The following is a 14,521-nucleotide window of genomic DNA, read 5'->3' on the forward strand; positions in this document are numbered from 1 at the left end:
TGGCCGGTAACCGCAATGAACGGGCGCGCCTGCTGGCAGGCTTGTACACCGCCTGTTCGCGAGCGCGGCATGAGCTGATCGTGCCGGGGGGGATGCTGGATTGGGTCAAGGACCAGGTGCGCGATTGAGGTTGGCAGAGGCTGCAATGCAGCCCCTGCTTCACTGGACTCAGTTACGGTCCAGCCACACGGTCTGGGCATTGGTGAACTCCCGCACACCAAAGTGCGACAGCTCGCGCCCGAAGCCGCTTTTCTTCACGCCGCCGAACGCCACGCGGGGGTCGGATGCGCAGTAACCATTGATGAACACGCCACCGGTATCCAACGCGGCAGTCATGCGCTCGGCCAGCGCATAGTCGGCGGTGTAGATGGTCGCCGCCAGGCCGAATTCGCTGTCGTTGGCCAGCTCCACGGCATGCTCGGCGTCACGGGCCGTGATGATCGCCGCCACCGGGCCGAACAGCTCTTGCTTGAATGCTGTCATGTCCGGGGTCACATTGGCGAACACGGTCGGGGCATAGAAGTTGGCAACGCCTTCGACCTTGTGGCCGCCCAGCAGCAGGGTGGCACCCTCGGCCAGCGTCGCCTGTACCTGGCCATCCAGCTCGTCGCGCAGGTCGTAGCGGGCCATGGGGCCGATGTAGGTGTCGTCCTGCAGCGGGTTGCCCATGTTCAGCTGCCGGGTTGCCTCGACGAACTTGCGGGTGAACGCGTCGGCAATGCTTGCTTCCACGATCATGCGCTTGGCCGCTGCGCAGACCTGGCCGGTGTTCTGGTAGCGACCGATGACGGCTGCCTGGACGGCGGCGTCCAGGTCGGCGTCAGCCAGTACGATGAACGGGTCGGAACCGCCGAGTTCGAGCACGCATTTTTTCAGTGCGGCACCGGCCTGGGCACCGATCGCCATGCCGGCACGCACGCTACCGGTCAGGGTCACCGCGGCAATGCGCGGGTCGTTGATGGCGCGGGTGACGCCCTCCGGGGTCACGTTCAGCACTTCGAAAACGCCTTGCGGCAGGCCGGCATCCTTGAACAGTTCGCCCAGCAGGTAGGCGCTGCCCATTACGTTCGGCGCGTGCTTGAGCACGTAGGTATTGCCGGCCAGGATCGCCGGCACGGCGCCGCGCAGTACCTGCCAGACCGGGAAGTTCCAAGGCATCACCGCCAGGATAGGGCCCAGCGGGCGGTATTCGATGCGGGCCTTTTCGACCTGGGTAGGCTCGGCGGCCAGCATCGCGGGGCCATGCTCGGCATACCAGCGGCACAGGCCAACGCACTTGGCGACTTCGCCGCGGGCCTGGGCGATGGGCTTGCCGATTTCACGGCTGATCATCTGCGCGAAGGCCTCGGCCTTGGCTTCAAGGGTGCTGGCCAAGGCGAGCAGGTACTCGCTGCGCTGACCCAGCGACACTTGGCGCCACTGGCGGTAGCCGGCCTTGGCACGCTGCAGCGCCGCTTCCAGTGCGGCGTCGGTGTCGAACGGGTAGGCGCCGATCTGCTCGCCGGTGTACGGGTCGAGGGAGATGGCGTGGGTCAGGCTGCTGATCGCACTCATGGCAGGGCACTCTCGTCGTTATTGAACAGTGGAGCCAGACTAGTGGGCTATGGCTTTAATGAAAACTGAATAATAATGAGCGAAACATTCACGTTTGGAGAAGGGCTGTGGACCTGGTGCAACTGGAGATCTTCAAGGCCGTGGCGGAGCAGGGCAGCATCAGCGCTGCCGCGCAGCATATCCATCGGGTGCCTTCCAACCTGACCACGCGCATCAAGCAGTTGGAAGAGGACCTGGGTGTGGAACTGTTCATCCGCGAGAAAAGCCGCTTGCGCCTGTCACCCGCGGGTTGGAACTTCCTGGAATACACCCGGCGCATTCTCGACCTGGTGCACGAGGCCCGCCTGACCGTGGCCGGTGAAGACCCGCAGGGCACCTTCGCCCTGGGCTCGCTGGAAAGCACCGCAGCCGTGCGCATCCCGGCCTTGCTGGCGGCCTACAACCAGCGCTACCCCAAGGTGGACCTGGACCTGTCCACCGGCCCTTCAGGGACCATGCTCGAGGGGGTGTTGTCTGGCCGCCTGGTGGCTGCGTTCGTCGATGGCCCGGTGTTGCACCCCACGCTGGAGGGCATCCCGGTGTTCGAGGAAGAGATGATGGTCATCGCACCGCTCAATCATGCCCCGGTGACCCGCGCCCAGGACGTCAACGGTGAAAACATCTACGCGTTCCGGGCCAACTGTTCGTACCGGCATCACTTCGAAAACTGGTTCGTCCAGGACCAGGCGGTTCCCGGCAAGATCCATGAAATGGAGTCGTACCACGGCATGCTCGCCTGCGTCAGCGCCGGGGCCGGCCTGGCCATGCTGCCGCGCAGCATGCTCGACAACATGCCGGGCTGCAGCACGGTCAGTGCCTGGCCCATGTCGGAAGACTTCCGCTACCTGAAAACCTGGCTGGTGTGGCGACGTGGCACGGTATCACGCAGCTTGAGCATGTTCGTGAAACTGCTTGAAGAAAAGAACGCAAACCAATGATTTACAACTACTAATCTACGTCTAGTCCGCACGTCTGTACGGCGCTCGCGGTGTGGTAGCGCCTCACACCGCAACGGTGTATGAGCAATAATGGCAATTTACTTCCAACTTTCGGATTATCTGGACAATAATCAGAAAAATATTACCTCGTGTGACCGGTCGGGATGAACCGGTCACCGCTTAATCGAGGGGCTTCAGCCCCCGCTTGCCGTGTAGACCATCAGGAGAGTCGTAGATGAAAACCCGTCTCGCAGCATCGCTGGCCGTTGCCGTGCTGGCACTTGCCGGCGCTGGCACGGCCCAGGCCGCGCAGGTGTCCGGCGCCGTGGGCGTTACCAGCCAGGGCGACATGACCTACCGCATTGGTATGTCGTTCGACTGGGACAAGAAGTGGCTGCAAAGCGACATCGGCTATGTCAGCGGTTACTGGGACGCCGGCTACACCTACTGGGAGGGCGGCGACGCCAGTGGCGCCCATTCGCTGTCGTTCAGCCCGGTGTTCACCTATGAATTCAGCGGTTTCACCTACACCCCGTACATCGAAGCGGGCATCGGCCTGGCCGCGTTCTCCAAGACCGATGTGGGCGACCAGCGCCTGGGTTCGTCGTTCAACTTCGAGGACCGTATCGGCCTTGGCCTGAAACTGCCAGGGGAGCAGAAGGTCGGGCTGCGTGCGATCCATTATTCCAACGCCGGGATCAAGCAGCCCAACGATGGCATCGAGTCGTATTCGCTGTTCTACAGCAAAGGTTTCTGACAGGTAGGGCTGCTTATGCAGCCCCAGCCGTTCAGAAGGTGTACGCAACGCCAGCCTGTACCGTACGCGGCGCACCCGGGTAGGCATACAGGTTGAATGCGCCTTCGTCATACGCCTTGTTGAACAGGTTCTTCACATCCAGGTTCAGGCGTATATGGTCGTTGACCTGGTAGAAAGTCAGCAGATCAACCACCGTGTATTGCTCCATGGTGTAGGTGGTGGCCTCGGTCTGGCCGTTGCGGTCATCCACGTATTTCACCCCAAGCCCCAAGCCAAGCCCCTTGGCGACACCGTCCTGGAACTCATAGGTGTTGAGCAGGCTGAAACTGTTGCGCGGGATATTGGCCAGTCGCGTGCCGGTTGGCAGGCGGTTGTCCTTGGTCACTTCGGCATCCACATAGGCGTAGCCGCCAATGACGCGCCACTCGGGGGTGACATTGCCAGCAACGTTGATATCCAGCCCCCGGCTGCGCACTTCGCCGGCCGCCACGCTGTAGTTCGGGTCCACCGGGTCGCGGGTCAACACGTTTTCCTTGACGATGTGGTAGACCGCTGCGTCGACACTCAGCTGGCGGTCGAGCGCTTCCCATTTCACGCCCAGTTCGTAGGACTTGCCCTTTTCCGGGTCGAAGCCCCCACCGTTGGCCGGGGTTCCCGTGTTGGGTTTGAAAGAGCGCGCGGTGTTGGCGTAGACGGCGACCGTGTCGGTGAGGTCATAGACCAGGCCAATCCGGGGCGTAGCACCGTTTTCGCCTTTGCTGAAATCACCGGCATTGTCCAGCTTGTTGTCGTAGTCATGCTCGAAGCGCTCGAAGCGTACCCCTGCCAAAGCCTTCAATCGCTCGGTCAGGGCCACCTGGTCCTGGATGAAGAAGGCCCAGGTCTGCAGGTTTTCCTTGTCCCAGGTCGTGGTGCGGGTCAGCGCCGGCCGTGGCTGGCCAAGCACCGGGTCGTAGATGTCGATGGGGTAGGTGCCCGCCACCGCAGAGGACCGCTGGATGATCGAGTTGTAGTCGTAGTTCTCGTACTCCACCCCCGTCAGCAAGGTGTGGCTGAAGCCGCCGGTGTCGAAGTAGCCGGTCAGGTTCAGCTGCCAGTCGCGATCGGTCCACTCCAGCTTGCGGTAGTTGAAGTTACGCTCCAGCGTTCGCCCATCCAGCGGCGCGCCGTTGGCTTCGACCGCATTGCCCTTGAGCGAGCCATCGAGGAACTGGAACCCGCCCGCCAGCGTCCAGTTGTCATTGAGTTGGTGCTCGAAACGTACCTGCGCCATGTTGTTGTCGTTGTGCAGCAGGTTATCGCTGCCTTTTTCCCAGATATAGGTGTCACGCGAGGCGCTGCCACGCTGGGTGGCGTAGCGGGTCAGGCCGCGGTCCAGCGGGTGGTTGTTGCGCATGAAGTCGCCTTCGAACACGACCTTGGTCGTGTCGTTGACCTGCCAGCTGAGCACTGGCGCCACGTCATAACGCTCGCTTTGCACATCATCACGGAAACTGTCGCCGCCCTCGCCAAGCAGGTTCAGGCGGTAGGCCAGCGAGCCGTCCTGGTTCAGCGGGCCGGCGGCGTCGAGGGTAGCGCGGTGCATGCCCTGGTCGTCGAACTGGCTGCCCAGGGTGACCTTGGGTTCTGATAGCGGCTGCTTGCTGACCACGTTGAAGGTGCCGCCGGGGTCGCCACGGCCGTACAGGCTGCTGGCCGGGCCGCGGATCACCTCCAGCCGCTCGACGGTATTGGCGTCTGGTGCGTTTGGGTAACCACGGTTGATCGGGAAACCGTTACGGTAAAACTCGCCGGTGGTAAAGCCGCGCACGGTGAAGGTGGTAAGGCCCTGGCCACCGAAGTTGTTGGCCCGGCCGACGCCACCGGCATAGTCCAGGCCGTCTTGCAGGCGCGTGGCACCGGTGTCTTGCAGCACCGCCTTGGGCACCACGCTGACCGACTGCGGTGTTTCGTGCAGCGCGGTGTCGGTGCGGGTGGCACTGGCGGAACGGTTGGCCTTGTAGCCGAGCACTGGGCCATCAGCCCGTTCGCTGTCGGCTGTGCCAGTGATGCTCAGGGCCTGAAGTTCGATCTGGGCCGGGTCGCTGAGCGGTTCGGGCTCGGCGAGGGCCATTGGGGAGACAGCATGAAGCACACAAAGCGAAACGAACGTGCGACGCATCGACTGGACGATCCTGAAGTAGGGCGCTGGGAGAAATTTGCGCCGCGAAATTACTACGAATCATTATCAAATGCATTAATTTTAAATCGCACGCGTGTGCCAGATGCGCTGCACGCCTGGGCCGGCGTTCAATCCTGGTCATTCCACCCGCCACCCAGTGCCGCAAACAGGTTCACCTCTGCCAGCAACTGCGCCAGGCGGTCGTTGATCAGCCCTTGCTGGGCACTGAACAACGCGCGCTGCGCGTCCAGGAAGGTGAGGCTGCTGTCCACGCCAATGCGGTAACGGTGCTCGGCCAGGTCGTAATAGCGTTGGCTGGCCGCGACCAGGTCGCGTTGTGCCTGCAGTTGGCGCTGGTAGGTCGCCCGCGCGGCCAGGCCATCGGCAACTTCCTGGAATGCGCGCTGGACGGCTCGCTGGTACTGCGCCACCTGAATATCCTTCTGCAGGCGCGCGTAATCCAGGCTGGCGCGCAGGCTGCCTGCGGTAAAGATCGGCAGGTTGATCTGCGGTTGGAACAGCCAGGTCCCCGAACCTGCATCGAACAGGCCACTGAGTTGGGGGCTGGTGCTGCCGGCATTGGCGGTGAGGCTGATGCTGGGAAAGAACGCCGCCCGCGCAGCACCGATATTGGCGTTGGCGGCGCGCAACTGGTACTCGGCCTGGCGTATGTCGGGGCGCCGCTGCAGCAAGTCAGACGGTAAACCGGCCGGCAGCCTGGCAATCTGCTCGGCCGCCAGGGGCTGTGCGACCCCCTTCGCAGCAACCGGGGCACCCACCAGCAGCGTCAGCTGGTTGAGGTCTTGCGCGACCAGCCGCCGGTAACGCGCCACTGCCGCCCGGGTGCTGTCCACGCGGGTGCGCGCCTGCACCTCATCCAGTGCCGACAGCGTGCCCGCCCGGCGCTGGTTACGGGCCAGGCGCAGGCTGCGCTGGTCAGTGGCCAGGGTTTCGTTGGCCAGGGTCAGCAGCGCCTGGTCGGCCTGCCAGGTCAGGTACACACTGGCAACGCTCGCCACCAGGCTCAGGCGGCTACTGCGCCGTGCCTGGTCACTGGCCAGGTAGTTCAGCAATGCCTGGTCGCTGAGGCTGCGCACCCGGCCGAACAGGTCGATTTCGTAGGCGCTCAGCCCCAGCGTGGCCGCGTAGCTGGAACTGATCATGCCTTTGCCGGTACCGGTCATGCCCCTGGGCAGGTACTGACGCTGGCCGTGGCCATCAGCCGCCACCTGGGGTAGCCGTTCGGCGCGCTGCACGCGGTATTGTGCCTGCGCAGCCGCGACGTTGAGTGCGGCGGTGCGCAGGTCGCGGTTGTTGGCCAGGGCGGCCTCGATCAACTGGCGCAGCACCGGGTCGCGGAATACCTGCTGCCCGGCTTCGACCGGCGGTGGCGTATCGGCGGTATAGGCGGGCCCTTGCGGAAACTGCGCGGGTACCGCAGGGGCGGGGCGGTGGTAAGCAGGGGCAAGTGAACAGCCGCACAACAGCGCGGCAAACAAGGTCAACACATGTCGGGGCATTGCAGGTTCTCGCAGTCAGGCACCGGCCATCCATTTCGCCAGGCCGTGGCGGCCGCTGACCCCTAGTTTGGCCGTGGCACGCTTGAGGTAGGTTTCCACCGAGCTGTTCTTCACATTCAACCGCTGGGCCATCTCTGGCACGGTACCGCCAGTAAGCAGCCCCAGGCATACCTCCTGTTCACGGGTCGACAGGCGCACGGCCTCGTGCACCAGCCGTTCACCGAACGCCTGGCGCAGCGAACCTGCTTCAAGCTCGCCCAGGCCGGCCCCTGCGGCGCGCGTGGCGCCCTGTTCAAGCAGTTGACCGTGGTGCTCGACCAAGGGCAGCAGGGTGTCGGACAAGCACTTGAGCTGGGACAATTCACTCAGGGCGAAGGCGCGCTGGCACGGCAGGCGATGAAAGCTGATCACCCAGCGCTTGCGGCCATTGCACGACACCAGGTGGCACTGATGGGCACTCTGGCGCGGGTGCAAGGCGCCAGGCGGGGCCTTGAACTCGATCAGCAGTGGGTCCTTCATCTGCATGATGCGCTGCAGCAGCGGTTGGTGCTGGTTTTCGCCAGCGGCGGCGGGTTGCAGCCCAGCACTGCCCAGCAGCTTGATATGGCTGACATTCGCCCGCTGCGGGTCAAGCGTCCATTCGCTGAGTTCGAGCCGGTGAACAGGCACCTGTGCTGCCACCAGGCCCAACATCTGGTCTGCAAAGCCTGCGGCGCCGGTGCTGGCGATCAATTCCCCCAATTGCAGGTAAAGCTGTGGGTCGGGGCGGTAGTCGCGGCTGTCGGTCAGCATCATTTCCTTGTCGTCCTTGGTTCAGGGTATTGCAGCAGGTGGTTTGGCGGGCCAGTGCTCCAGGGTGGAAGTAGGGTGGGGTGGGCGTATTCAAGCCCGCTGGCAGGCTGGCGTCTGTAATGGAAAACCGGGACAGAAAATGCCACCAAATGGCTGCCTTGGGTGGCGGCCGCACCACGCGGCGCGTGTGCCGAAGGCTGATTTGCCGGGTATTTGACGCCAGAACCACGGCGAATGCGCCCTGATCGCAGCGCGTAGACGCTGCCGTAGGCCATCGTGGGTGGTCGGCTATGGCCAATGTCCTACACGTTTTTCAGCAGCCCGCCCGCGCGCCCCGATTGTCCGGGTTTGGCAGGCCATACAGCTGTCGGCAGCGGTGCTTGAATGCGCGGATGATCAACCAGAAGGACCTGCCGAATCATGCCTGCCCCAGACACTTTCGCCCTGACCATCGCCCAGCGTGACATCTGGCTGGACCAGATCAGCCATGGCGACTCACCGCTGTACAACATCGGGGCGTACGTCGAGTTGCATGGGAATGTGGATGCCGGGCTGCTGCAGCAGGCGCTGCAGCACCTGGTGGCTGAGCACGATGGCCTGCGAACGGTGCTGGTCACACAGGGCGGGCTTGCCCGCCAGTACTTCGCCATGCACATGGCGGTCACCCTGGGCCGGCATGACCTGCGCCAGGCCAGCGAGCCTTTCGCAGCTGCATCAGGCTTGCTCGAGGCGCAAATGCGCACCCCTTATCAGCTGGATGCCGCCAGCCCGCTATGGGCGGCCACCTTGATCCGCATAGGCGAACAGCGTTACCTGCTGGCGCTGCAAGCCCACCATCTGATCCTCGATGGCTGGGGTGTGGACCAGTGGTTCAAGCAGCTCGCAGACCATTACCGCCTGTTGCAGCAAGGCCTGCCCCTGCCGCACGGGGCGGCGTCCTACACAGCCTTCATCGAGGACGACGCCCAGTACCAGGCATCCGCGCGGCAAACCCGCGATCGCGACTACTGGCTGGCCAAGTACCAGCAGTTGCCCGATGCCCTGCTGGCCCCGCGCGAACGCGCGAGCGCGGCAACCGCCACGCCCAGTGGCGCGCAGCGCCAGCCGTTCGACCGCGAACTGCTCGCGCGCATGCGCCGCTGCGCTGCCGACCTGCAAGCCTCGCCGCTGCACGTGCTGCTGGCCGCCTTGCACGTCTGCGTGACGCGCACCTGGCAGCGCGACGAGTGGGTGGTCGGGCTGCCGGTGCGCAACCGCGGCAACGCGCGCTTCAAGGCCACCCTGGGGTTGTTCACCCAGGTCAGCGCGCTGCGCCTGGGTTTTGCCCGCGAGTGCTCGTTCGCCACGCTGGTGCAGGGCATCCGCGATGCGCTCAAGCAGGATTTTCGCCATCAGCGCTTCGCCCTCAGTGAACTCAACCGCAGCCTTGGCGCACTGCGCGAAGAACGGCCGCAGCTGTTCGAACTGATGGTCTCGTTCGAGGACGACAGCAACGCACTGCAAATCACCGACGCGCCTGGTCATACGGTGATGATCTGCAACGGCCACGAACCCACGCCACTGAGTGTCCACCTGCGCTGCAACAGCCACAGCGACGCAGCCATGCTGCACGTGGTGCACAACCGCGCCTGGTTTACCGACGATGAAGCCCAGGCCCTGGCGCAGCGCCTGCTCCACGTGCTGGAGCAAGGGCTGCAACAGCCGCAGGCGACAGCCGGCGACTTCGACCTGCTTACCGCGCCTGAGCACGCTGCGCTCGAGCGGTGGAATGCCACGCAAATGCCAGTGGGGGCTGCGGGCCTGATTCAGCAGCGCATCCAGGCCCAGGCCAAGGCCCGGCCGGCCGCAGTGGCGGCGCGCTTCCATGACCAGGCGCTGACCTATGGCGAACTGGAGCGGCGCGCCGAACTGCTGGCGCAGCACTTGGCGGGCCTGGGCGTTGGGCCCGAACGCCGGGTTGCGCTGATCGCACAGCGCGGGCTGGATACCCTGGTAGGGTTGCTGGCCGTGCTCAAGGCCGGCGCTGCCTATGTGCCCATAGACCCTGCGCACCCCCGTGAGCGGCTTGCCTATCTGCTTCAGGACAGCGCCCCGGAGGTGCTGCTGACCCTGTCCCGGCTGGTGGATCGGCTGCCGGCCCACACCCTGGCGCAAATCGAACTGGACCGCTTCGACTGGGCCGCAGCGCCCGCCGGGGCGTTCGAGTTCGCCGCACAAGCGCCCACAGACCTTGCCTATGTCATCTATACCTCCGGCTCTACGGGCTTGCCCAAAGGGGTAATGGTCGAGCAGCGCATGCTGGCCAACCTGGTCGACTGGCACTGCAGCAGCTTCGACCTCGGCCCTGGGCGGCAGCAATCGAGCCTGGCAGGTTTCGGCTTCGATGCCATGGCCTGGGAGATCTGGCCGGCGCTGTGCAGCGGCGCGACCTTGCACCTGGCACCGGTGCGCGACGGGGCCGAAGACATCGACGCCTTGCTCGCCTGGTGGCGCGCGCAGCCGCTGGACGTCAGCTTTCTGCCCACCCCTGTGGCCGAGCATGCCTTTGCCCAGGGCGAGCTGCACCCCACCTTGCACACCCTGCTGGTCGGCGGCGACCGCCTGCGCCGCCTGGCCCGCGAGCAGCGCTACCGCGTGGTCAACAATTACGGCCCCACCGAAACCACGGTGGTGGCCACCTCGGGCGAAGTACTGGCGGGCAGGCCGCTGCATATCGGCGGGCCGGTGGCCAATACCCGGCTCTATGTGCTCGATGCTCAGCGCCAGTTGCTGCCGCCCGGTGCCGCGGGCGAGCTGTATGTGGGCGGCCAGGGGGTAGCCCGTGGCTACCTGAACCGCCCGCAGATGACAGCCGAGCGCTTTGTTGCCGACCCGTTCAGCCGCGAGCCGGGCGCCCGCCTGTACCGCACCGGGGACCTGGTGCGTTGGCTACCCGACGGCACGCTGGAGTACCTCGGGCGCAACGACGACCAGGTCAAGGTCCGTGGGGTGCGGGTTGAATTGGCTGAGATCGAGGCCGCGCTCACCCGCCATGCGGCCGTGCGCGAAAGCGTGGTCATGTTGCGCGATGGCCAGCTGCAAGCCTGGTTCATCGCCGACCTGCCGGTGACGCCGCGGGCGTTGCATGAGCACCTGCGTGAACGGCTGCCGGTCGCCTTGTTGCCGGGGGCCTTCGTGCGCCTTGAGCGCTGGCCGCTGACCGCCAATGGCAAGCTCGACCGCCGGGCGTTGCCGCACGCCGACGAAAACAGCCAGGTGCGCCGCGAACATGAAGCGCCGCAAGGCGCAGTCGAACACCAGCTGGCGCAGCTGTGGGGCGAGTTGCTGCAGGTTGAACGGGTAGGGCGCCAGGACCACTTCTTCGAACTCGGTGGCCATTCACTGTTGGCCGTACAATTGATCGAACGCATGCGCCAGCAGGGCTGGCAGGCGGACGTGCAGGTGCTGTTCGGGCAATCGACCCTGGCCAGCCTGGCTGCCAGCGTGACTCGGGTCGAACAGCCAGTACTGCCGGGCAACCAGGTACCGCCGGGTTGCCAGCGCATTACCCCGGGCATGCTGGCACTCACCGAACTGGACCAGGCTGCCATCGATCGCATCGTGGCCACGGTGCCCGGTGGGGCCGCCAATGTGCAGGAAATCTACCCACTGGCCCCTCTGCAGCAGGGGCTGCTTTACCACCATGTTGCCGACGCCCGCGACCCCTACCAACAGCAAGCGTTGTTCGCCTTCGCCAGCCATGCACAACTGCAAGCCTTTGCCGCTGCCCTGCAGCAGGTGATCGAGCGCCACGATATTCTGCGCACCAGCCTGTGCTGGGAAGGCCTGGAGCACCCGCAGCAGGTGGTCTGGCGCCAGGCGCGCCTGCCGGTCGAGCAGTGGCACGGCCCCGCTGCGCAGTTGCGTAGCCACTTCGACCCGCAACGCCAGCCCCTGGACCTGCGCCGGGCGCCGATGATGGCGCTGGTGTGCAGCGAGGATACCGACCAGGGCCGTTGGCTGGGCTTGTTGCGCTTCCATCACCTGGTCAACGATGCGGTATCGCTGCAGGTGCTGCTGGGTGAGCTGGCAGCCTGCATGGCCGGGCAGGGCGAGGGCCTGGCCACGCCCGTGGCTTACCGCGACTATGTCGCCGCCAGCACCCAGGCCGAGCGCCAGGCCGGTCACGCTGCCTTCTTCAGCGCGCAACTGGCCGGTATCGAACCGCAAGCACCGATCCCCGGTTATGGCGGGGCGCCAGTCGATGAGCAGCAGTTGGAGCGCTGCGACCATCGCCTGGCCGGCGAACAGGTTGCCGCGTTACGCCAGCAGGCACGGCACCAGGGCGCCAGCCTGGCCAGCCTGCTGCACCTGGCGTGGGCACAGGTGCTGGGCCACCTCGGCGGGCGTGACGAGGTGGTGCTGGGCACCGTACTGCTGGGGCGCAGCATGGCCGGCCCCGGTGCCGGCAGCGCGATGGGCATGTTCATCAACAGCCTGCCGTTGCGTGTCCCGCTAGCCCAACGTGCACCCGGCCAGGCGCTGCGTGAAACCCATGCCGGGCTGGCCGCCTTGCTGGCGCATGAGGATGCGCCGCTGATCCTGGCCCAGCGTTGCAGCGGCCTGCCCGCAGGCAGCGCACTGTTCGACAGCCTGGTGAATTACCGCCAGGGCAGCCTCCCGTTCGGCCAGGTGCTGCCCGGTGTAGCGCTGGTCGAGGCCAGCGAGGTCGAAAGCCACGGGCTGGTGCTGACCGTGGATGAGCAGGCAGATACGCTGCAACTGGCCGTGCGTGCGCCGCGTGCGATCGGGGCGCAACGGGTCATGGACTTCGTGCTCAACGCCCTGCAGCAATTGGCCGATGCGCTTGCCCGCGGCAGCACTGAGGGCCTGCAGGCCCTGTGTGCAGTGCCACACAACGAGTTGCAGCGTTTGTTGCAGGGCTTGAACCGCACCGAAGACCCGCACAGCCCAACCTGGCAGACCCTGCCTGCGTTATTCGAGGCCCAGGTACGGCGCACGCCACAGGCCATCGCCCTGCAGGCGGGCGACGAGAGCCTGGACTACCAAACGCTGAATGCCCAGGCCAACCGCCTGGCGCACCAGTTGATTGCCCAAGGGGTCGGCCCGGACAGCCGGGTGGCTGTGTGCGTGGAGCGCGGCATTTCGCTAATGGTGGCCTTGCTTGGCGTGCTCAAGGCCGGCGGTGCCTATGTGCCGCTGGACCCCGGCTACCCGCAGGAACGCCTGCGCTTCATGTTGCAGGACTGCACGCCAACCCTGGTGCTGGTGCACGGGGCTACCCAGGGCCTGTTCGCCGGCCTGGCCTGTCGCTGGCTCGACCTGGACGCGCACAGCTGGCAGGCCAACCCGGCCGATAACCCGCAGGTCGAGGGGCTGGGGCCGTCAAAACTGGCCTATGTGATGTACACCTCGGGGTCCACGGGCACCCCCAAGGGGGTCATGGTGGAGCACCGTGGGCTGTGCAACCTGATGCACTGGGGGTCGCAAATCTGCCCGCCGCGCCCTGGGGATGCGCTGTTGCAACGGGCGCCGTGCACATTCGATGGCTCGGTGTGGGAGCTGTTCTGGCCCTTGACTGCCGGCCTGCGCCTGGTCCTGGCGCGGCCGGACGGCCACCGTGACCCGGCGTACATGGTGCAGCTGATTCAGGCCCGGCAGGTCAGCGTCGTCAAGTTCGTACCGGCCCTGCTGCATCAGTTCCTCGAGCAGCCGGGCGTGGAGCGCTGCACCAGCCTGACCGATATTTTCTGCGGCGGCGGCGAGCTGACCCTGGCGCTGGTGCACAGTGTGCGGCAACGCTTGCCCGGCGTGCGCCTGCACAATGTCTACGGCCCCACCGAGGCGACGGTGGACAGCACCGCGTGGACCTTGCAAGCGCAGCAACCCTTGCCCACGCAGGCGCCGCCGATTGGTCGGCCGATCAGCAACACCCGGCTGTATGTGCTGGACGCGCACGACCGGCCGGTGCCCCTGGGGGCGGTGGGCCAGTTGCACATCGGCGGTGTCGGCGTAGCGCGCGGTTACCTGGGTTTGCCGCACTTGCAGGCCGAGCGTTTCATTGCCAGCCCGTTCGTCGAAGGCGACCGCCTGTACCGTACTGGCGACCTGGTGCGCTACCGCGCCGACGGCGAACTGGACTTCGTGGGGCGCAACGACTTCCAGGTCAAGTTGCGGGGTTTGCGCGTTGAACTGGGGGAAATCGAAGCGTTGCTGGCCGCCTACCCGGCGGTGGGGCAGGCGGTGGTCCTGATGCGGGAAGAGCGCCTGGTGGCGTACTTCACCTGCAACGATGGCCAGCCGGCGCCGGCGCTGGAGGCACTGCGCAGCCACCTGCTGGCGCGCATGCCCGAATACATGGTGCCGCAGGCCTTCGTGCGCCTGGCGGCGTTGCCACTGAGCCGCAATGGCAAAGTGGACCGCAGCGCGCTGCCGGCGCCGGATGCCGAGGCCGTAATCAGCCGTGCATACCAGGCCCCGCAGGGCGAACTGGAAACAGCGCTGGCCGCGATCTGGACCGAGGTGCTGAAGATCGAACAGGTGGGCCGCGACGACAACTTCTTCGAGTTGGGCGGGCATTCGCTGCTGGCGGTCAGCCTGGTGGCGCGCATGCGCCAGGCCGGGTTGCATGTGGACGCCAGAACCTTGTTCAGCCAGCCGACATTGGCGGGGCTGGCGGCCAGCACCCAGCGCGAGCAGCTTGCCGTGGTGGTGCCACAAACCACCATCCCTGGCCTGGGCAAGCGCCGGCGCCTCTGAC

Annotated in this window: 7 protein-coding genes; 3 read left to right on the top strand and 4 right to left on the bottom strand. The window is 65.6% G+C overall.

Annotation, left to right across the window (positions count from 1 at the left end; all coding sequences use genetic code 11):
* Positions 1-168: 168 nt before the first annotated feature.
* Positions 169-1,554, bottom strand: a complete 1,386-nt coding sequence (locus APH30_RS14210) for an aldehyde dehydrogenase family protein (protein WP_054904725.1) — start codon at positions 1,552-1,554, stop codon at positions 169-171.
* Positions 1,555-1,661: 107 nt separating this feature from the next.
* Here APH30_RS14210 and APH30_RS14215 point away from each other — a divergent pair, with 107 nt between their 5' ends.
* Both APH30_RS14215 and APH30_RS14220 read left to right on the top strand, forming a co-directional pair.
* On the top strand, positions 1,662-2,531 hold the full coding sequence (locus APH30_RS14215; RefSeq protein ID WP_029885443.1) for a LysR family transcriptional regulator: 870 nt from the start codon (positions 1,662-1,664) through the stop codon (positions 2,529-2,531).
* Between the two features lie 235 nt (positions 2,532-2,766).
* A complete protein-coding gene (locus tag APH30_RS14220) occupies positions 2,767-3,288 on the top strand; it encodes an acyloxyacyl hydrolase (RefSeq protein WP_054912899.1) in 522 nt (173 codons plus the stop codon).
* A gap of 31 nt (positions 3,289-3,319) precedes the next feature.
* Here the strand turns inward: APH30_RS14220 and APH30_RS14225 are convergent, their stop codons facing one another.
* From APH30_RS14225 to APH30_RS14235, 3 genes are all read right to left on the bottom strand, one after another.
* Positions 3,320-5,449 (bottom strand): TonB-dependent siderophore receptor, encoded by a 2,130-nt coding sequence (locus APH30_RS14225; protein WP_054912900.1) that lies wholly within the window; start codon positions 5,447-5,449, stop codon positions 3,320-3,322.
* Between the two features lie 128 nt (positions 5,450-5,577).
* Positions 5,578-6,969 (bottom strand): efflux transporter outer membrane subunit, encoded by a 1,392-nt coding sequence (locus APH30_RS14230; protein ID WP_054912901.1) that lies wholly within the window; start codon positions 6,967-6,969, stop codon positions 5,578-5,580.
* A gap of 15 nt (positions 6,970-6,984) precedes the next feature.
* Positions 6,985-7,764, bottom strand: a complete 780-nt coding sequence (locus APH30_RS14235) for a helix-turn-helix transcriptional regulator (RefSeq protein ID WP_054912902.1) — start codon at positions 7,762-7,764, stop codon at positions 6,985-6,987.
* A gap of 417 nt (positions 7,765-8,181) precedes the next feature.
* Between APH30_RS14235 and APH30_RS14240 the strand changes: the two genes are divergently transcribed.
* Positions 8,182-14,520, top strand: coding sequence for a non-ribosomal peptide synthetase (locus tag APH30_RS14240; protein WP_054912903.1), 6,339 nt, complete (start codon positions 8,182-8,184; stop codon positions 14,518-14,520).
* Position 14,521: the final 1 nt, after the last annotated feature.

Source organism: Pseudomonas sp. NBRC 111127 (assembly GCF_001320345.1).
Lineage (GTDB): Bacteria > Pseudomonadota > Gammaproteobacteria > Pseudomonadales > Pseudomonadaceae > Aquipseudomonas > Aquipseudomonas juntendi.